This window comes from Stenotrophobium rhamnosiphilum, assembly GCF_003052265.1.
Lineage (GTDB): Bacteria > Pseudomonadota > Gammaproteobacteria > Nevskiales > Nevskiaceae > Stenotrophobium > Stenotrophobium rhamnosiphilum.
This window is the reverse complement of record NZ_QANS01000001.1, coordinates 664,098-682,841: the sequence shown is the minus strand read 5'-3', so window position 1 is coordinate 682,841 and position 18,744 is coordinate 664,098. Positions and strand designations below refer to the sequence as shown.

Below are 18,744 nucleotides of genomic sequence, written 5' to 3'. Positions count from 1 at the left end.
AGTTTTGATGAGCGAATTCGAGCGCGCCAAGCGTGGCTTCTCTGCTGAAGAAGCCTACGATCTGCAGCGACAGTATCGCGCCAACAACATCGCCGTCGCTGGCGAGCAGGCGCTTTACATGTATCTCAACATGCCGCAGTTCTTCCCGCACCAAGTCGTTGCGCGAGGGGGTGCGGTGATGGATCTTCCCCTCGCCGCTGACATCGACATTGAGGGCAGCATTGGCGCCGTTAGCGCATGCACGGCGTTGGGCGAACTGACGCTTGATCAACTTCTGAATGACCCTCGCTCTCGTGTGCAGGGCTTTATCGTGTTGCATCGCGGACGCATCGTCTTTGAGCGCTATCCGGGCATGCGTCCTGAAGACAATCATCTCTGGTGGTCTAGCGCGAAAGTGCTCGCTGGCACCCTCGCCGCGATGCTGGTCTGCGATGGAGTGTTAGATCCGACGCGCCCGGTTGAGTATTTTCTTCCAGAGTTCGCAGCCAGCGGATGGCAAGGTACGTCGGTTCAAGACGTCGCCGATCATTGCAGCGGAATCAATGCCGAAGAATTGGAAATCAGTTCCTACGCTTCACCTCAATCAGAATTAAGTCGTCTCATCATGGCCGAGCGAATTCTTGAACCTGAAGATGGTCGCGAAATGCTGACGCACAACGAAGCGCTTCTCAGCATGACCCGCAAACGGCCTGCAGGCGAAGTCTTTGAATACTCGTCCGCCAATACCAATATGCTCGGACTGATCATCGAAAAAGTGACAGGCCGCCGCTACGCAGATGTGCTTAGCGAGCGCATATGGTCGCGAATCGGAGCAGAACAAAACGGCATGATGGGTCTCGCGCCTCAAGGAAACGCGATTGCACACGGCATGTTTTCTTCAAGCCTGCGCGATCTTGCCCGACTGGGCTTGGCCTTCACTCCCACCGGACAGCGGCAACGTCCAGTGATCTCGAAAGAAGTGCTGCGAATGATCCAGAACGGCGGTCGGCCGAATTTGTATCCACTGTCAGCCAAGCGACCCACACTTACGGAATGGTTTGGCGAATCACCCGAGGCCTGCTCATGGCAATGGGACGCCGTTTTCCGAGACGGCGATATGTTCAAGGCAGGATTCCATGGCCAAGCGCTCTACGTCTCACCCACACGTGACGTGGTCGCCGCCTTCTTCTCCACCAGCGATGAACGCGCGCAATTTCACTATCTGCGTCCGATTGCGCAGAGTAGTGCTTTCGATATAACCGCTTAATCAAAATTCTTGTTGTCGCCTTTGGTAGGATCGCTTCCAGAAATCGCTTCATCGATATATTGGAATTCAGGTCCAACCGGCGCATGTCTCAGTCAAATTCAAAACGCTACTTACGAGCTAGCACGCTCTGCTTAGCCTTTGCGCTAACGTTCTTGAGTGATGCACACGCGGGCGGCTGCGTCGCTCGAACAGAACAAGCGCTCAAACGCGACGTACAGTCCAACAGGGTCGTGATCGGCGTTGCGATCAGTGGCGCAGAAAGAGTGCGTGGGATTATCGATTTTAAAATCGACTTCGCAATAAACAGTAGCGGTGAAGTGACTTATGCGAAGCTCAAAGAAACCAATGCGCCAGATAAGGATGCAGTTGACCGGATTGAATCAACGTTCAAGAAGATAATTTTTGATCAAGCGGACTGCGACAGTCAGGAAGTACGTGACTTTTTGGTCTCGGTTTATTTGTAATAGAAGTGATTTGAAATCTTTATTAGACTCTGTGCAATTAATCAGGAAGATTTCATGCCGCAAGAAGATTTAATCAGAGGACTTCGAGTTCACAGTACTACCCTGCTCTTCTTTCTCAGCGGCATCACATTTGGCGCTTACATTGCACACTATTGCGCCAAACAGTCCAAGGCTATTAATCAACGATTGGGGCAAGAGGAACGTATTCCCGCGATCCTTAACGCAACGCTCTTCTTACTTTCATATAGCTCTATTACTTTGTCCATTGGCCATTTTATCTTTCAAGAGAATGCTGCCATAGAAAATACAGGTGGGGTAGTAGATTGGATTTTGACCATCTCACTTCTTACTTGGGGCTTCATGGCTCGAAATCGAATGAACAAATTACTCGCGTCTTCGCGGGATCAAACAACGTGGTTTTCCGGACTATGGACGTTCCTTTTTACTCCGCTGTACTTCAACTATAAGATCAATGTCCTTAGCGAACCTCCAGCAGGGCTACAGATTTATTCTTATCCAGCATGGGGTAGCGCAGAGAGGCAGCGTCACTTGGAGCAGCAAGTCGCTTTAAAGATGCAAAGTCAGCCCTCTCTTCGAGCCGCAATAGCATCGAAAGAGAGCAATCTCATATTGGAAAGATTCGCGACAATAACGCGGGAAGGCTCTACATACCGATTAGAAATACGGCGAGACACTGAAATCGGTCCACTGGATATTCAAACCGATTTTTCAAATATAAGTGAGCTTGGAACTTACCTTTCAGAAAGAACTGCTTTTCGTATCAGAGATTTTGTTTCTCGCTGACAGCAGGTATAGCTGCCACTATTCAATAATTTTCCGCAGACGCGCTTTCAACAAAGCATCTTCGCGAGAGCTTGCGCCGAGTTTGTAGTAAATGTTTTTAACATGCCATTTCACTGTGCCTGGAGAAATGGCCAACTCTCGTGCAGCGCCTTTAACGGATAGTCCTGTTCCGAGTAGCTCGAGAATTTCTATTTCGCGCGGCGTCAGAAATCCAAGAAGAGAAGTATTAGCTGCTGGGGCTTTGTAGGCCTGCACCGCTGGCACTTGCGTGGAATCAGAAACAACGACGACAAAAGAACCGTAGCCATTGAACATGTCTCCATAACCTTGAGCATGTGTTTGTGCCAGAAATGACTCATTGGAAAATGACATTAGGCTACCTATTAGTGCGGTAAGCAGAAGATGCAAAGTTCTCGATGGAAAATTGTGTACGAATATTACTTTTACGTTGCGGTTTTCGAAAAAATTAGGTGTTTCCCCGTAACGCCAACAAAGTGCGCATATTGGGATCGATTTGGGCCACTGCGCTCCACCTTATTCATGCAATAGCGTTGCCAATATCAAACCCATTGCGCAGGTACCGCAGGTTTATTTTCAATTCCGGTGTTTTCTTGGTATCTGCCGATAGCTCTTTTATCCGACACTGCGCTTTAGACATTCATACACGGATAAAACAGTGATCCAATACATCGGCAAACCCATGGTTCTGGCCAATGGCAGCACAGTGCCTCTCACGCCTGCTGTTCGCGCTGGGGATTTTGTTTTTGCATCGGGCCAGTTGGGCCTTGATGACAAAGGTGTATTGGTCGCCGATGACATCACTGCACAAACGCGACAAGCCATTGAGCGCATTCGCACCATTCTTGGGCAAGCAGGCGTGGGCCTCGACGCTATTGTTAAGGTCAGCGTGTGGATTACGGACAAGGCGGATTTTGCGGCTTTCAACAACACCTACCGCGAGTACTTCCCGAACAACCCACCCGCTCGCTCAACGGTAGTCAGTGATTTGCTGATTCCCGGCGCAAAGGTAGAGATCGAAGCGACGGCTTATGCGGGCGCTTCACAGAAGTAGCCATACGACTTACATCAATCTCTTTTTCACCGCGGTGAACGCAGCGATCGCTTGATCTAACTCATCAAGCGTGTGCGCTGCTGACATCTGCGTGCGGATGCGTGCTTTGCCTTTTGGCACGACTGGATATGAGAACGCGGTGACGTAAACGCCCTCAGCTAACAAACCCTCAGCGACTTTCGCTGCGAGCGTAGCGTCGTGCAGCATCACCGGGATGATGGGATGTTCACCGGGCAGCAATTCAAATCCGGCAGCAGTCAATCCTTTACGGAAGTGCTCGCCATTTCGTTTCAGTGCCGCTCGCAGATGATTGGCGCTTTCTGCAATCTCCAATGCCTTGATGGCTCCAGCAACGACGACGGGCGGAACGGTATTGGAGAATAAATAAGGCCGCGAGCGCTGACGCAGCATCTCAACGATTTCGCTGCTGGCGGCAGTAAATCCACCGCTGGCACCACCTAAGGCCTTGCCTAGCGTGCCGGTGATGATGTCGACCTTGCCGATGCACTGACGATATTCGTGAGTGCCTCTGCCGCTGCTACCAACGAATCCGGTGGCATGCGCTTCATCAATGTGCACCAGCGCTTGATACTTCTCAGCCAATGCGCAAATCTCGTCAACGCGGGCAATGGTCCCATCCATAGAGAACACACCATCGCTGGAGATCAGCACAAAGCGAGCGCCATCACTGCGCGCCTGCTGAAGCTTCTGCTCCAAGTCCGCCATATTGTTGTTGCTATAGCGATAACGCTTGGCTTTGCACAAGCGAACACCGTCGATGATGCTGGCGTGATTCAACTCATCAGAGATAACGGCGTCAGCTTCCGTGAGCAGCGTCTCGAACAAACCACCGTTTGCATCAAAGCAGGATGGATAGAGAATCGTGCTCTCCATGCCCAAGAATTTGGATAGCGTCGCTTCCAGCTGCTTGTGAATCGTCTGCGTGCCGCAGATAAAACGGACCGAGGCCATGCCATAGCCCCAGGTCTCCAAGCCGCGCATGGCCGCCTGACGCACTTCTTCGTCTTGCGCCAAACCCAGATAGTTATTCGCACAAAGATTAATCAGGCGCTTGCCTGAAACACCGACATGACTATTCTGCGGCGTCTCAATGACGCGCTCGCCTTTGTACAAACCTGCCGCGCGTATTGCGGCGAGCTCAGATGTGAGGTGGTCGCGGTAAGCCGTATTCATCGTTCAATCCGCCCTACTTCGACCAATCAAGAATGACCTTCGCCGCTTTGCCGCTATTCATGGCATCGAAGCCATCGGCGAACTCGGCGTAAGGCAAGCGATGCGTGATGATCGGGCGCAGATCGAGGCCCGAGTCGATCATCGTCGACATCTTGTACCAGGTGTCATACATCTCACGACCATAGATGCCTTTGATCGTCAGCATCTTGAAGATCACCGTATTCCAGTCGATAGCGACTTCGCCAGACGGAATACCAAGCATGGCGACTTTGGCGCCGTGGCAAAGATTTTCCAACAGATCGCGGAATGCAGATGGATTGCCGGACATCTCAAGGCCCACATCAAAGCCTTCTGTCATGCCCAATTCCTTCTGCACATCAGCAAGCTTTTCCGTGCGCACATCAACGCCACGCGTCGCACCCATCTTCACCGCAAGACGCAAGCGTTCAGGATTGATGTCAGTGATCACAACATGGCGTGCACCGGCATGACGACATACCGCAGCTGCCATGATGCCGATGGGGCCAGCGCCCGCAATCAACACATCTTCTCCAAGAACTGGAAAGCTCAAGGCCGTATGAACTGCGTTGCCGAATGGATCAAACAGTGCTGCAACATCCAGATCGATATCGTCGCGATGCACCCAGATATTCGCCATCGGCAACGACACGTACTCAGCGAATGAGCCGGGACGATTAACGCCGATGCCACTGGTGTGCGCACACAGATGACGACGACCGGCCATACAATTTCGGCAACGACCGCAGACGACATGGCCTTCGCCAGAAACGATTTGGCCCGGATGAAAATCGTTGACGTTGGAGCCGACTTCAACAATCTCACCGACGAACTCGTGACCCACGACCATCGGCACAGGAATGTTTTTCTGCGCCCACGCATCCCAATTCCAGATGTGCATGTCGGTGCCGCAGATTGCGGTGCGCTTCACTTTAATGAGGACATCGTTGATGCCGATCTCAGGCTCTGGAACATCTTTGAGCCAAAGACCTGTTTTTGCTTCTTGCTTAACGAGTGCTTTCATCGTGTCATCTCATATTGAAAGCTGCGAATCGATTGCCTACTCAGGCTGATACGCAAACCAGATAGCGCTTAAATCCAAAAGGCTGGCGCTGGAGTTTCATCAACATTGCCTGCGAGCACTTTGGGGAACACCACTCGCAGCACTTGATTGACTGTTGGAATACTCAAGAACTTGCACTCCAACAGACGCGATGTCGGCTCGTCGCGGCAAAGCATGTCCAGCGTCATGCGAATCTGTGTGCCGTTCTTTTCGAAACTGAATTTCTCCGGCGTTGCATTGCGCACGGAGATCAGGTGAAAAACACGCACCGCAACCAGCGGATCTGCTTCCGCAGAAATCTGAAAGCGGCACTTCACCACAAGATTTTCATCCCCAGAATTCAGGCCATGGCGGCGTCATCACGCCATTCTTGTAGACGATGCCACCGGGCCAGTCTTCTGATTGCAGCATCGGGCCGTCGAGATCATTGATCTCGCACAGCTGCGCCAACACCATCGCAGGCGCCATCGCCAGAGAGCCGCCACACATGCAGCCGCTCATCAAACGGAAACCCAGCTTCTGCGCTTCGCGCGCAAGTTCCAGAGCCGTGGTTAAACCGCCGGTCTTGTCGAGCTTGATGTTGATGAAACTGTAACGACCGACCAGACTCGGCAGATCTGCAACGGTATTAATGGATTCATCCGCGCAAATCGGGATCGGACTTTCGTATCCGCTCAAGCCATCATCAAAGCCAACCTTCACCGGCTGCTCCAACAAATCAACGCGGAGCTCAAGCAACGCAGGCATAAAATTCTTCAGGTCTTCAACCGTCCAAGCCTGATTCGCATCGACAACCAATTTCGCATTCGGCGCAGCAAGACGCACAGCACGCACAGCGCCGAGCGGATCGGTCTTATCGACCTTGATCTTGATCCATGCGTTATTTGCCAACACGCGTGCAGATTTTTCGTATTCAGGTATTGCACGAATACCAATGGTGATCGCCGTCGTGATCGCATCGCCACGATCCAGACCAGCGCGACGCCAAGCGCGGACGCCCGTTATTTTTGATTCCAAATCCCACAACGCAGCATCAAGTGCGTTGCGCGCACCGCCCGCAGGCAATAGCGACAGAAGACCGGCGGGATCAACGCCGTTTTCAACCGATTCACGAACCTGCTGAATCTGTTGCAGCATCGTCTCTGGCGTTTCACCAGCGTACATAACGCCCGCAGCCTCGCCTCGCCCGACGAGATTGCCGTAGCCAATTTCAACAACGACGACATCCGCCGAAGTCTGTGCGCCGCGTGCAATGACGAATGGTTCGTTCATCGGCCACGAACGCACATAGGCCTTGAGTGTGCGTTTCATTAGGCAAGCATCCGGTCGACGACAGCGGTCATTGATGTCTTCAAAGGATCGAAACAAGGCAAACCCAGCTCACTTTCCGTGTCAGCAAACAACTTGCTACGTTCAGCATCACTAAGCGCCGAAGTGTTGAAGCTGATGCCAACCACGCGTGCATCGGGATTGGTCAGCTGCGCAGCTTCTTCATACTGTTTGATCGCAACTTTCAGCGACGGCGTCGGAAAATCCGGCGCAGCAATAATGTGCGTGCGATACGGGTCATGGCAAAGCACCATCGCGTCAGGCTGCGAACCATGCACCAAGCCCAGCGTTACACCGGCATAGGCGGGATGAAACAACGAGCCCTGCCCTTCAACGATGTCCCAGTGCGCAGGCGCTGCATCTGGCGACAAGCACTCGGCAGCACCAGCGGTGAAGTCAGCAACAACTGCATCCATCGGGATGCCGCTGCCTGCAATCAAAATGCCGGTCTGGCCGCTGGCGCGGAAATCTGCATCAACGCCACGATCACGAAGCGCCTTCGTCAAAGCGAGCGCCGTATATTTTTTGCCGAGTGCGCAGTCAGTGCCCACTGTCAGCAATCGCTTGCCGCTGCGCTTGCGGCCAGTGCCCGTAGGCAGATTCTCTGGTGGACGACGCACATCAACCAGGCGCACGCCACGTGCCTTTGCTGCATCGGCGAGTCCGGGGATATCTGCAAGCGAGGTGTGCATGCCGCTGACGATATCTAGACCGGCTTCGATGCCTGCGAACAAGCTAGGAATCCAGCTCTCTGAAACGCGTCCGCCAACTGGCGCAATACCAATCAGCAGCGAGCCCGCGCCTTTCGCCGCGGCCTGCGCTGGATTCATCTCAGCGAGTTCCAGCGTCACTGCACAGCCCGGCAAAGACCATTGCCCTACGCAAGATTCTGGTGCCCAATCGCGCAGTCCAAATGCTGTCTTGGCCTGAGAGAAATGCGTCGCTTCTCCAAGGAATAACAGGTATGGCTTACGGATGACGACCGTCGTGGCGAAGCCTTCGGCGTGGTCGACTGTAGCGGTTTGAGGCTGAGTGGAAAGCAGTTTCAAGATTCATCTCTTGGTTAATTTCGACTGTGTCAGTAGACCAGTTGAGGATGGCGCGTCGCATCCGTAATAACGCGGGAAATTGCTACTTCCTGCGCACCACAAGCGAGCATGAGCCCCACTGCATCAGGTGTTTTGCAATCGTGCTGGTGAAAGTTTTTCTGGACTGAGGCCTACGTCGATCAGATCAGCAGGCAATGCCTGTCCAAGTACCTGTGAAGCAGCGAAGCGCGACAGTGCCGGTGCAGTCTGCACGCCATAGCCGCCCTGTCCTGCGAGCCAGAAAAATCCCGGCGCATCGGATGCAAAGCCAGCAACAGGCGTGCGGTCTGAAACGAAGCTGCGCAAGCCAGCCCAACTGCTGTGCATACGCCGGATATCCAGCGTGGTCGCACGTTCGATGCGATCCACTGCAATCGCCAGATCCATGTCATCGGGCACTGCATCGCAAGGTTCGCTCAAAGTTTCATCCGCAGGTGAAATCAGCAGACGACCCGCATCAGGTTTGAAGTAAAACTCTTCGTCGATATCAATCGTCAGCGGCCAGTGCTCCATGCCTGCGCTGGCGGGCACATCAACCAAAGCTGCAGTGCGTCGCATCGGTTGAAGGCCAATGCCCTTAACGCCTGCCATGTTGCCGACTTGCTCTGCCCACGCACCTGCTGCGTTGACCAAGATGGGCGCTTCGAACTCACCCGCTTCAGTGCTTACGCGCCAGACGTTGCCGATCTTCTGGATCGTGTTCGCGCGAGCGTTGCAGAATAATTTTCCACCGTTGCGCTTGAGCATCGACAGATAGCCTTGATGCAAAGCATGAACTTCGATATCGCTCGCACCTTCGTCTAGCAACGCTCCAGCGACGTATTCAGGTCGCAGCAATGGCATACGTTCGAAAGCTTGCGGGAGCGTCAGGCGCTTGGCGGTGAGTCGCATATCCGCCTGATCAGCGAATGTTTCCAAGCCACTGAGTTGGTCTTCCCGCGCCACGAATAGAAATCCACGCGGTGTCAGCAGTGTTGTATTGGTGAAGCCCGCCGTCGGAGAAGTCAAAAACGACCGGCTTGCACGAGACAAGGCGCGAACAGTTTCGCCACCATAGCTCTCAGCAAACACTGCGGCTGAGCGGCCGGTGGTGTGATAACCAGGCTGCGCTTCTTGTTCAAGCACGGCCGCCCGCACCCCCGCGCCTAATTCAGCCGCCACCCCTGCGCCGACGATGCCGGCGCCAATGACGATAACGTCAAATTTTTGCAGATCAATCATGGAACTCAGCCTAATCGGCAGACCTGTTGATCACATCAGTAAATACACCGAATAGTGCGTACTAAGGCATAGGTGGACTTAGGTGTAAAACACCTAATTTCAGGTGTTTTTACCTAGCGCCCAAGAAAGTGCTATGGATATACTCAATCCATGCAAAACATCCGCAACCGCCCAGCCAAACTTCTTGATGACTCGCACGCCGCAGTCGTCGAGCTACAGAGCGCGCTTGATCTCGACAGCATCTGGAAAAGTTGCCTGAAGCTGGTCCGGAATCAATTGCCACATCGTTCATGCAGCCTCATGTTCAATATCGTTGGCTTCGAACCAACGAGCGCCAAACACCATGTCGAGTATTCACGCAATCCTGACTATGTGCCGGCGACCAGCCTGACCATTTCTGGTCCGTATCTCGAGCGTCACCCCAAGATTCAGCTTTACACCTATTCGCAGATCGTCTCGGAAGATCCGGATGCGATGCGTCGGCGTGTCGAGCAGGAGCCTGATCCGGAATGGACCGATTTCGTCCATCTGGCTTTCTGGCGCGATGAGCAGCCAGAAGCGGTTCTGAGTATTCATCGCCCACCCGAGCAGTCAGAGCTCAGTAGCGATGACCGTGCCTTCCTCGAGTACCTGCACCCGATGATCGAAGCCAGTCTTCGGCGCATTCGTGCACTCGAGCAAGATTGCGCACGTCGCCTCGCCTACGAAGATCTTTTGTACCGCATGCCGATTGCGACCTTGTTGATCGCACAGGATGGACACCAGCTGTTCGCCACCGCAGAAGGTAAAAAGCTCAGCGAGCGCTGGAACCGCGGTCTGCGTGAAACGGCCGAACGCAAACTGTCGCTGCCTGAAAATTTGATCCATCTCTTTGCCAGCAGCCCCCAGGCTGTGGGTGGAAAAACGCTGAAACTACATCACCCGCACATCAAAGGGCTGACGGCAACGGTAGAACGTAATTTGCACACGGCCGCTTTGCGCGAACGTCCTTGCTACGTCGTCACCTTGGCCGATGAACACAACGATGAAAGCGATGACAGCAAGGCATCGGCACAGCCGTCACCCGAAGCTTGGACCGCGCTACAGAAGCTCTCGCCAACTGAACGTCGTGTTGCTCTTCTAGTTGCCAAGGGTCTGCGCAATGATGAAATTGCCGAGCACCTGTGCCGCTCACGTCGCACGATTGAATTCCAGCTCAACTCGATTTACCGCAAGTTGAGCCTCAGCCGCCGCACGCAGCTGGTACTCGCACTCAGCTAAAACTGATGTGCGAGTCTTGTCGCGTTAACACTCAACGACATTAACCGCCAAACCTCCCAACGAGGTTTCTTTGTAGCGCGATTGCATGTCACGTCCGGTTTCAAACATCGTCTTGATCACTTGATCCAGCGTGACTGAGTGTTCTGATCCTTCTTGCATCGCCATGCGAGATGCGTTGATGGCTTTGACTGCACCAATCGCATTTCGCTCGATGCAAGGAATCTGCACCAAGCCACCAATCGGATCACAGGTCATGCCCAGGTGATGCTCCATGCCGATTTCAGCGGCATGTTCAATTTCGATATTGCTTCCGTTTAAAGCAGCAACGAAACCCGCCGCGGCCATTGAGCAGGCGACGCCTACTTCGCCCTGGCAACCGACTTCTGCGCCAGATATGGAAGCGTTTTCCTTGTAGAGAACGCCAATCGCGCCCGCTGTTAAAAAGAAACGCAGCACTCCGTCCTGATCAGCACCAGGCACAAAGCGTTCGTAGTAACGCAGTACTGCGGGGATGACGCCAGCTGCGCCATTCGTAGGCGCAGTAACTACACGACCTCCGGCAGCGTTCTCTTCGTTAACCGCCATCGCATAAACATTGATCCAATCCATGCCCACCATCGGATCGTTGCTGCTCTGCTCCGCGAGTCGCGCATGCAAGCGTGGTGCACGACGTTTTACGTTTAGACCACCCGGCAATATTCCGGAGGTGATAAGTCCGCGTTCCATGCAGGCACGCATCGCGGCCCAGATGTCATCGACGTACTTGCGCACCACCGCTTCGCCATGACGCGCTGATTCGTTTTCTAGAATTACTTTCCAAATCGGAAGATTTGCAGCAGTCGCGCGATCAAGCAATTCTCTTGCGCTTGAGAAAGGATGCGGCACTGCATACGCAACCTCAGCCTGTGCAGATTCGCCTTCAAGCAATACGAAACCACCACCGATGGAATAGTAGGTGCGGCTTTGCAGGAGTTTCCCGTCAGCATTGAATGCCCGACACGCAAGTGCATTGGGATGACCCGGCAAGGTCAAATCTCTACGCCACAACAGATCCGTTTTGATGTTGAAATCGATCGACTGCTGACCGAGCAAATTCAGGCGCTGATTCGTTTTGATCGAAGTAATGATCGGTTCGATGCAGTCCGGATCGACTGTGTCTGGACGCTCGCCGCTGAGTCCCAACAAGACTGCGCGATCAGTGCCATGCCCTACTCCGGTCAGTGCCAGAGATCCAAACAGTTCTACCTCGATTCGCTTTGTTTCCAGCAACTGCCCATAAGTCGCGAGTGATGTGGCAAACGCATGCGTTGCACGCATCGGACCAACCGTATGTGAACTGGAAGGACCAACGCCTATTCTGAAGAGGTCAAGAATACTCGTACGCATGTCGTCTCAAAGTGTGTCGCTGTGATCCTTCTGCCAACAAACACTTCGACTGTTGTGTGTGCCGATCCGGTTTAGCGCCTACCTAAATAGTGCGCTTGATGAACTTGCCGTCCACCATGATCAGCGACAAATGCGCGCCGTTGGCTGCCAGTAGATCAATGTTGTCGAGAGGATTGTCATCCACGAGTAGCAAATCTGCCAGATACCCCCGCATCACAGCACCAAGCTGTCCGGCCATGCCTATGATTTCTGCATTCACTACCGTTGCGGAATGCAGGATGTCCCAGGCTGACAACATGTTCCGGCGCAGCGTGAACTCTGTTCCCTGACGCACATGCATCGGCCCGATCAGATCACTGCCGAAGCCCATTTTGACGCCAGCCTTTTTCATCACTGCAAGGCCATCCATAGCGGAGTCTGCAACGCGACACAGCTTTTCGTAAGACACCGCGTCGATGCCGAAGGACTTGCCCTCATCTTTGAGCGCGAAGATCGTCGCCATTGTCGGCACGACAAAAGCTCCACGTTCAGCAACAAACTGTGCTGTTTCTTCTTCAATTAGCGTGCCATGTTCAATCGTGCGAACACCGAGTTCGACACAGCGACGAATGGATTTGTCCGTGTGGCAATGTGCCGCAACATAGGCACCACGGCGATCGCACTCTTCAACGATGGCGCGGATTTCTGCGTCGGAATACTGGCAACGCTCAAGCGGATCGCTCGGCGACAACACGCCACCCGATGCCATGATCTTGATGTGGTTGGCGCCTTTGCGTAGTTCTTCACGTACAGCCTTGATGCACTCATCAACGCCATCCGCAATCACGGCCAAGAAGTTATGGGTTGCACCGCAATCGCAAAACGATGCCGAAGCATAGTTCTGACGAAGATCGCCATGACCGCCCGTTTGCGACAAGCACAAACCGCCGTAGTAATAACGAGGGCCAACAAAGAATCCGTCACGCAGCGCCATCGCCATGCCGTGATCACCGCCCGCAACATCACGGATCGATGTGAAGCCGCAGCCGAGAATGTGGCGCATGAACTTCTGCGCGTATTGAGCGCGATACGTGATCGGTGGCTCGGGCGAACCGAACTTCAATGACTCTGCATAAATATGCACATGAGCATCAATCATGCCCGGCATCAGTGTTTTGCCTTGGCAATCGATGCGATCGGCGTTCTCCACCTGAATCTTCGACTCGGAGACTTCGACGATGCGATTGCCGTCAATCAGTACCGACACGCCTTCTCTGATCGTAGGCGATACGCCATCAAACAGTCGGGCATTTTCTAGCAGGACATACGACATTAGGTTTTTCTCACGATGCCGTTACGATGGATTTTCTACTTTAGGCCAGTAGTTCAGGCTGCGCTTAACGAACGGAATATCAGCAAACGTTTGCGAAGTTGATCCCGGCGTTCCGATGTAGAGCACCTTCTTCGCAATAGGCGCGAACAGGGCATGAAAATGCTGCGATGACTTCACGATGATCATCTGCTTGTCTTCCATCGAAATGCCAAGGTTCTCGAAGGCATCTGGTGAGAACACTTGCGTGCGTCGCGTGTTTAACACGATATCGATGCCGTTCTGCGTTTGAACCCACACGCCCGTCCCCAAAGGATAGATCGCACCAAGTCCACGCTGACTGTGTTCATCATTAATCGCGCGCACAGTGACGCGCACATCAATCGGATCACCAGACTGCGGGCCACATTTTCCGCCGAGGCGAAGATTAATTTCTGCACCCACGCCGGCGCTTTTGCAGATTGCCACTGCACCCAGATCCCAGAACGCGCCGATGGCAGCGTTGCTGATGCCCATCTCGATCATCTGCTTGAGCACGAAAGTGCTATCACTCATCGCACCACCACCTGCATTGTCGCCAATGTCAGCCAGCACAACCGGGCCTGCTTTTTCAGCATTGGCTTCGGTCAATGCCGCAGCGATTGTCATCGGTGCTTCGTAAGTCTGCGCACGCAGATCCCAGAACTCGCGGCCTAGTTGCTTGGCCAGAGCGTCGGCTTTTTCCAAATCGTTGTCGGTGACAACCCACAGCATCGCGCCGTTTTCTACAACGTCTCCCCAAGGGAATCCGTGGCCTAAAGAAACTGACAACACGCCATCTTTGCCTTCAAAAGATTGCATACGCTTGACGAAGGAAATCATCGGCTCCTTCGTCGTGTGCCAGATGCCGACCATGCGGCAATCGTGCACAGCGGTCACGGGCTTGATATTGCCCTTGGCCTGCTGGGTCGTCAGTACGTAAAGCTCACGCAGACGATCAAGGCCGTCGGTATGCGGATACTCTTTGTAAGCAATGATGATGTCTGCGCTCTTGCGCATCAGTTGCGTGTAATGGCAGTGCAGATCCAACTCCATGCCAATCGGCACATTGGGGCCGACAATCTCGCGCACATGCTGGGTGAGATCACCTTCGCAATCGTCATAACCCTGCGCGACCATCGCGCCATGTAGCACCAGCAACACGGCATCCACCGGCATTGCAGCTTTCAGATCATCAAGAATGGTTTGACGGAATTCTTCATACACCGCACGCAGCGTAGGGCCCGAAGGCTGTGCAAACGCTGCGAGACTTTCAACAAGCTGATGTCCGTCTGCTGCAGCGAGCTTCTGTAGTTCAGCATGAAAAATGCCGATGCCGGTTGGGCTCAGCGCGCTGCCATCACCGTGAAAGACGCCAACCGCTTCAAAATCAATACGCCCTGTCGGCGCAACCGCAAATGTATTGGTTTCAGTAGCAAAGGTAGCGGCAAAAATCTTCATGGAAATCCTAATCAAACAGCGTGATTTGTAATATGAATCTCGCAGGTCAGCCCTGCGTACACATCCGTATAAATACTAGGAGTTCGCCTGCCGACGATCCTAGCCCCAAAAGTCCGGCCAAGGGGGCTGCATCTTGCCGAGATCACAACGGATTCCGCCGGGCCAATCTTCTGCAAGCAGCATCGGGCCGTCCAGATCATTGATCTCGCACATCTGCGCCAAAATCATTGCGGGCGCCATGGCGAGCGAACTCGCCACCATGCAGCCGCTCATGAGTCGGAATCCGCAGTCCTGCGCGGCATGAGCAAGCGTCAGCGCAGAGGTCAATCCACCGGTCTTGTCGAGCTTGATATTGATGAAGCTGTAGCGGCCGACAAGATGCGCTAGGTCATCAATCGTATTGACCGATTCATCCGCACAAATAGGTATGGGGCATCGCACGCCTGCCAAGCCTTCGTCGCGACCAACGGCCAGAGGCTGCTCAAGAAGAGCAACGCCGAGCTTTTCCAGCTCAGGCGCAAACTTAATCAGATCGTCCAGTTCCCATGCCTGATTGGCATCAACAATCAGACGCGACTTCGGGGCTGCTCTACGGACAGCCGCTACGGCCGCAACAGGATCATCCTTCGCGACTTTGATTTTGATCCATGGATGACCGGACAGCTGTCGAGCAGCGGTTTCATAAGCATCCACGGAACGCATGCCGATGGTGATCGCGGTTTCGACGCTATCACCCGATTTCATCTTTGCGCTTTTCCACGCGGGGATGCCGGACTGTTTGGCTTCCAAATCCCACATCGCCGCATCAATTGCATTGCGTGCGCCGCCAGCCGGGAGAAAATGCAAAAGCTCTGTTCGGCTAGCGCCCGCTTCAACAACGCCCTGCGCCTGCGAAACCTGCTTGATCAATTCATCAATCGTTTCGCCGCGATAAGTCACGCCAACGGCTTCGCCACGCCCCACATGTCCATCACCTTCCAACTCAACAACAATGACGTTGGCGGTTGTGCGGCTGCCGCGCGCGATGACAAACGGCTCTTTGAGCCGCCAAGAGCGAGTACTGACTTTTAGCTTACGTTTCATCGACCAAGCATACGGTCGATTACCGGCTGGAGCGAAGTCTTCAGAGGATCAAACGCAGGAACACCTAAACGTTGTTCGGCATCGCCCAACACTCGCTGACGAGTCACCTCATCCATGTTTTCCGTGATCAGGCTAACGCCGACCAAGCGAATCGCAGGGTTCGTCAGTGCGCCTGCTTCGAGATAGCGAGCCGCAGCAACTTCGAGACTCGGCGTTGGGAAAACTGGCAGCGATTTAATTCTTGAGATCGCAGGGTCGTGGCACAGCACCAGCGCATCGGGTTGCGAGCCATGCAGCAAACCAAGCGTTACGCCTGCGTAAGCGGGATGGAACAGTGCACCCTGCCCTTCAACGATATCCCAGTGATCAGGAGCCGCATCCGGCGACAAACATTCTGCTGCACCAGCGCTGAAATCAGCGACGACGGCATCCATCGGCAAGCCGCGACCCGCGATCATGATTCCGGTCTGGCCGGTTGCGCGGAAATCAGCATCAATGCCTTGAGCACGCATCGCGTTGGCAATCGCCAGCGCGGTGTATTTTTTGCCGAGTGCGCAATCGGTTCCCACTGTCAGCAAGCGCTTGCCCGTGCGTTTGCGGCCGGTGCCTGTAGGCAAATCCAATGGCGGGTTGCGGACGTTGATCAAACGAACGCCGCGCGCTTTGGCTGCTTCAGCGAGGCCGGGAATATCTTCCAGCGAATCGTGCATACCACTAACGATATCCAGACCCGCATCAATCGCCAGACGCAGCGTAGGAATCCAGTTTTCAGCAATCTGCCCGCCCTTAGGCGCAACGCCGATCACCAACGAACCCGCGCCTGCAATCGCAGCGGCGGCAGGCGTCATGTCAGGCAAGCCCAAGGTCACCTTGCAAGCCGGGAGACGAATCTGGCCCAGACACAGTTTCGGCGCCCAGTCGCGCAGACCGAACGCAGTCTTGGCACGCGCGTCGAAATCCGCCTCGCCGAGGAAAAGCAGGTACGGCGTACGCAGAGTCACCGTGGTTTCAAATTTGGAGGCAACGCTCATCTGAATAGCTCTCGGAAAATTGACCGAGGCAGTAAAGCAGCACGGACTCGGTATTCACATCAGAAGAAACACGGGAAATTGGTGCTTTTGAGCAGAAAGGCACCACTCGGCCCCTCTCCAATTCCGGTGATTCCTCGGTATGGCGCTGCCCCGTTTGATCGCACACTCCCCGCTGCAATTTCCGAACGTTTCCGGTTGGTCTAGAGTTGAGCCCATGAAGATATTCGCAGCGACGCTGATTACCGAGACCAATACTTTCGCCGTGGTGCCGACCGGACGCACTGATTACGAGACCTACGGCATTCATCTGAATGACGCCAGCATCAAGGATCCCGCTGGCGTTGGCGCCATGCATGCCGAACTGAAACGCATGGCAGCGGCTGACGGCCATGAAGTCATCGAAAGCCTTTGTGCGTTTGCACAACCGGCTGGACGAACACTGCGCGCAGTCTACGAAGAATTTCGTGAACGAATCCTCGCGGATTTGAAGCAAGCCATGCCGATTGATGCGGTGCAGCTGTATCTGCACGGCGCGATGGTTGCTGAAGGCTATGACGATTGCGAAGGTGACTTAATCGAATGCGTACGCCAAATCACCGGCCCCAGCATCCACATCGGCGTTGAGCTCGATCTGCATTGTCACTACACGGAAAAAATGCAGAGCAATGCAGATGCGATCATTTGCTACAAGGAATATCCGCACACCGATATTCTCGATCGCGAGCGCGAGCTGTATCGAATCATGCTTGATCACGTTGCCAAAAAGATCTCGCCAGTAACGGCGATGTACGACACCCGCATGGTCGCAAAGTGGGCAACCACCAGCGAGCCAATGCAATCGTTCGTCGCACGCATGAAATCATTCGAAGGCAAAGACGGCATTCTTTCGGTGTCATTCGGTCATGGATTTCCCGCAGGCGATGTCGCAGATTCCGGCGCACGTTTCTGGGTAATTGCCGATGGTGATGTCGAAAAGGCTGCGAAGCTTGCGGCGCAATTGGGCCAAGAGATTTGGGATCAGCGAGAAACCGATTCTCAAACATCGCCCTTGTCTGAAGTGCTCAAGCAAGCGAATCAATCCAAAGCGACTCCAGTGGTCTTGGCCGATACCGGTGACAACCCCGGTGGCGGCGCCATGAGCGATGCCACGTTTGTATTGCGCGCCCTGCTGGACGTTGGAATCAGCAATGCGGTTCTCGGCTATTTCTGGGATTTAGGCGCGATACAGCTATGCAAAAGCGCAGGCATCGGCGCAACACTCAATTTACGCATCGGTGGAAAGTGCGGCCCAATGTCGGGTGATCCTGTTGATCTGAAAGTCACGGTTCGCGCGATTCGTGAGAATCAGTTTGAACAGGGATTGGGCATGCGAATGCCGCTGGGAACGGTCGTCTGGGTTCAATCAGACGATGGCCTTGATCTGGTTCTGAACTCCATTCGAGGCCAGGTATTTTCTCCCGAGACCTTCAAGTCTCTGGGCATTGATGTCTTGAAGAAGCAGTTGATTGTGGTCAAATCCAATCAACATTTTCACCAAGGCTTTGCGCCGATTGCTGGCGAAATTATTTACCTGATGACCCCGGGAACCACTGACCGGAATATGGCGGCAATTCCCTACAAGATTCGCAGCCTCAATTACTGGCCACGGGTAGAAAATCCATTTGCGGACTAATGGCTTAGCCAGACACCATTCCGGT

The 18,744-nt window shown here is 53.9% G+C and carries 18 protein-coding genes; 6 read left to right on the top strand and 12 right to left on the bottom strand.

Features of this window, described 5'->3' with window-relative positions:
• Positions 1–7 precede the first annotated feature (7 nt).
• The 3 genes from CJD38_RS03075 to CJD38_RS03065 all read left to right on the top strand — a co-directional run bounded on the left by CJD38_RS03075 (position 8) and on the right by CJD38_RS03065 (position 2,514).
• Positions 8–1,246 (top strand): serine hydrolase domain-containing protein, encoded by a 1,239-nt coding sequence (locus CJD38_RS03075; protein WP_161554145.1) that lies wholly within the window; start codon positions 8–10, stop codon positions 1,244–1,246.
• Between the two features lie 83 nt (positions 1,247–1,329).
• Positions 1,330–1,710 carry a hypothetical protein gene (locus CJD38_RS03070; protein WP_146165905.1) on the top strand — a complete coding sequence of 127 codons (381 nt, stop codon included), beginning with the start codon at positions 1,330–1,332 and terminating at the stop codon, positions 1,708–1,710.
• Positions 1,711–1,764: 54 nt separating this feature from the next.
• Positions 1,765–2,514 (top strand): hypothetical protein, encoded by a 750-nt coding sequence (locus tag CJD38_RS03065; protein WP_107938807.1) that lies wholly within the window; start codon positions 1,765–1,767, stop codon positions 2,512–2,514.
• Positions 2,515–2,532: 18 nt separating this feature from the next.
• Here CJD38_RS03065 and CJD38_RS03060 read toward each other — a convergent pair whose 3' ends face one another.
• Positions 2,533–2,886 (bottom strand): response regulator transcription factor, encoded by a 354-nt coding sequence (locus CJD38_RS03060; protein WP_107938806.1) that lies wholly within the window; start codon positions 2,884–2,886, stop codon positions 2,533–2,535.
• Between the two features lie 304 nt (positions 2,887–3,190).
• Here CJD38_RS03060 and CJD38_RS03055 point away from each other — a divergent pair, with 304 nt between their 5' ends.
• Positions 3,191–3,586 carry a RidA family protein gene (locus tag CJD38_RS03055; protein WP_206362862.1) on the top strand — a complete coding sequence of 132 codons (396 nt, stop codon included), beginning with the start codon at positions 3,191–3,193 and terminating at the stop codon, positions 3,584–3,586.
• Between the two features lie 9 nt (positions 3,587–3,595).
• Here CJD38_RS03055 and CJD38_RS03050 read toward each other — a convergent pair whose 3' ends face one another.
• The 6 genes from CJD38_RS03050 to CJD38_RS03025 form a co-directional block, all read right to left on the bottom strand.
• Positions 3,596–4,780 (bottom strand): glycine C-acetyltransferase, encoded by a 1,185-nt coding sequence (locus CJD38_RS03050; protein ID WP_107938805.1) that lies wholly within the window; start codon positions 4,778–4,780, stop codon positions 3,596–3,598.
• Between the two features lie 13 nt (positions 4,781–4,793).
• Complete coding sequence (tdh, locus tag CJD38_RS03045; RefSeq protein WP_107938804.1) at positions 4,794–5,822, bottom strand: L-threonine 3-dehydrogenase; 1,029 nt, start codon at positions 5,820–5,822, stop codon at positions 4,794–4,796.
• Positions 5,823–5,890: 68 nt separating this feature from the next.
• A complete protein-coding gene (locus tag CJD38_RS03040) occupies positions 5,891–6,178 on the bottom strand; it encodes a hypothetical protein (RefSeq protein ID WP_146165904.1) in 288 nt (95 codons plus the stop codon).
• 10 nt (positions 6,179–6,188) lie between these two features.
• Entirely contained in the window at positions 6,189–7,172 is a 984-nt protein-coding gene (gene dgcA / locus CJD38_RS03035) for an N-acetyl-D-Glu racemase DgcA (protein ID WP_107938802.1), read from the bottom strand.
• The gene (locus CJD38_RS03030) at positions 7,172–8,239 is read right to left on the bottom strand and encodes an N-acetyltransferase DgcN family protein (RefSeq protein ID WP_206362861.1); all 1,068 of its coding nucleotides are present in this window, start codon (positions 8,237–8,239) and stop codon (positions 7,172–7,174) included. Before CJD38_RS03030 ends, dgcA (CJD38_RS03035) begins: the two co-directional genes overlap by 1 nt.
• A 123-nt stretch (positions 8,240–8,362) precedes the next feature.
• A complete protein-coding gene (locus CJD38_RS03025) occupies positions 8,363–9,499 on the bottom strand; it encodes an NAD(P)/FAD-dependent oxidoreductase (RefSeq protein ID WP_107938801.1) in 1,137 nt (378 codons plus the stop codon).
• Between the two features lie 150 nt (positions 9,500–9,649).
• Here CJD38_RS03025 and CJD38_RS03020 point away from each other — a divergent pair, with 150 nt between their 5' ends.
• Positions 9,650–10,759, top strand: a complete 1,110-nt coding sequence (locus tag CJD38_RS03020; protein ID WP_107938800.1) for a helix-turn-helix transcriptional regulator — start codon at positions 9,650–9,652, stop codon at positions 10,757–10,759.
• Positions 10,760–10,783: 24 nt separating this feature from the next.
• On the opposite strand, the gene CJD38_RS03015 is transcribed toward CJD38_RS03020, so the two are convergent.
• The 5 genes from CJD38_RS03015 to CJD38_RS02995 form a co-directional block, all read right to left on the bottom strand.
• Complete coding sequence (locus tag CJD38_RS03015; protein WP_107938799.1) at positions 10,784–12,145, bottom strand: L-serine ammonia-lyase; 1,362 nt, start codon at positions 12,143–12,145, stop codon at positions 10,784–10,786.
• Positions 12,146–12,227: 82 nt separating this feature from the next.
• The gene (locus CJD38_RS03010) at positions 12,228–13,457 is read right to left on the bottom strand and encodes a metal-dependent hydrolase family protein (protein ID WP_107938798.1); all 1,230 of its coding nucleotides are present in this window, start codon (positions 13,455–13,457) and stop codon (positions 12,228–12,230) included.
• A 21-nt stretch (positions 13,458–13,478) separates the two neighbouring features.
• Positions 13,479–14,933 carry a M81 family metallopeptidase gene (locus CJD38_RS03005; protein ID WP_107938797.1) on the bottom strand — a complete coding sequence of 485 codons (1,455 nt, stop codon included), beginning with the start codon at positions 14,931–14,933 and terminating at the stop codon, positions 13,479–13,481.
• 99 nt (positions 14,934–15,032) lie between these two features.
• The gene (dgcA, locus tag CJD38_RS03000) at positions 15,033–16,016 is read right to left on the bottom strand and encodes an N-acetyl-D-Glu racemase DgcA (RefSeq protein ID WP_107938796.1); all 984 of its coding nucleotides are present in this window, start codon (positions 16,014–16,016) and stop codon (positions 15,033–15,035) included.
• A complete protein-coding gene (locus CJD38_RS02995; protein ID WP_107938795.1) occupies positions 16,013–17,047 on the bottom strand; it encodes an N-acetyltransferase DgcN family protein in 1,035 nt (344 codons plus the stop codon). The genes dgcA (CJD38_RS03000) and CJD38_RS02995 overlap by 4 nt, the downstream gene beginning before the upstream one ends.
• Before the next feature lie 214 nt (positions 17,048–17,261).
• Between CJD38_RS02995 and CJD38_RS02990 the strand changes: the two genes are divergently transcribed.
• Positions 17,262–18,719 carry a M81 family metallopeptidase gene (locus CJD38_RS02990; protein WP_107938794.1) on the top strand — a complete coding sequence of 486 codons (1,458 nt, stop codon included), beginning with the start codon at positions 17,262–17,264 and terminating at the stop codon, positions 18,717–18,719.
• Positions 18,720–18,744 lie beyond the last annotated feature (25 nt).